Origin of the sequence: Bradyrhizobium sp. 132, assembly GCF_023074185.1 — a bacterium.
Taxonomy (GTDB): Bacteria; Pseudomonadota; Alphaproteobacteria; order Rhizobiales; family Xanthobacteraceae; genus Bradyrhizobium.
The window spans coordinates 1-727 of the sequence record NZ_JADPKY010000189.1 but is presented as its reverse complement, the minus strand read 5'-3'; the positions used below and the strand labels follow the sequence as shown (position 1 = coordinate 727).

The window sequence follows — 727 nt, the reverse complement described above, 5'->3', positions numbered from 1 at the left end:
ACGAAGACGACGATGAGGAAGATGATGCTGACGAACCGGCGGTCGTGCGCGAGCCGGACGAAGACTAGACTAGCCCGTGTCTGGCAGTCGGCGCTGTAGTATCTGCCATGGGCTGGGATGCGAAAGACGTAGCGCTTCTCAAAAAGCTCTGGTCCGCAGGACAGAGCGCGGCGCAGATTGCGGGCCGTCTCGGGTGCAGTCGTAACGCGGTCTGCGGCATGCTGACCCGACTGAGCCTGAAGCGCGGCCACAAGTCGCCCACAGCACGGCCCAAGATAAGGCCGGCCCCCAAGCTGAGACCGACGTCGTCGGCAGCCTGCGCCCGTTCAGTCGCACAGAAGGTGTCGTTGAGGACAGCAGAGAGGGAGCAGCCCAAGGAATTCACCAGGCAGCAGCTTTACGCCATTCTGGCTGAGGCGGTCAGAAACACTGGCTAAGAGCTCACCACGAACGTCTTTGCGCTCCCGTCAGTGTCTGGCCCAGTTCGAGGGGTTCGGCTGTTGTGTACCTTCCCAAGCCTTCGTCTACTTCGGGGCCACAAACGGACTCATGCACCGCAGGAAGAGCTATTCGATTACCTCGTCCGCGCGGACGAGGAGCGAGGGCGGCACAGTGAGCCCAAGCGCCTTCGCAGTCTTGATGTTGATGACCAATTCGAATTTGGTCGGCTGCTCCACCGGAAGGTCGGCAGGCTTCGCGCCATGGAAGATCCTGTCGACGAAGGCGG

Annotated in this window: 2 protein-coding genes; one reads left to right on the top strand and one right to left on the bottom strand. The window is 61.5% G+C overall.

Going from position 1 to position 727, the window contains the following annotated elements:
- The first annotated feature begins 107 nt into the window (after positions 1 to 107).
- Positions 108 to 437, top strand: coding sequence for a GcrA family cell cycle regulator (locus IVA74_RS40165; RefSeq protein ID WP_247353620.1), 330 nt, complete (start codon positions 108 to 110; stop codon positions 435 to 437).
- 129 nt (positions 438 to 566) lie between these two features.
- Here IVA74_RS40165 and IVA74_RS40160 read toward each other — a convergent pair.
- Positions 567 to 727 (bottom strand): ABC transporter substrate binding protein (locus tag IVA74_RS40160; RefSeq protein ID WP_276577012.1); only part of this gene is annotated, 161 nt, incomplete at its 5' end.

Excerpts from the sequence above, each read along its gene's own strand:
- IVA74_RS40165 (WP_247353620.1), top strand. The coding sequence starts at position 108 with ATGGGCTGGGATGCGAAAGACGTAGCGCTTCTCAAAAAGCTCTGGTCC.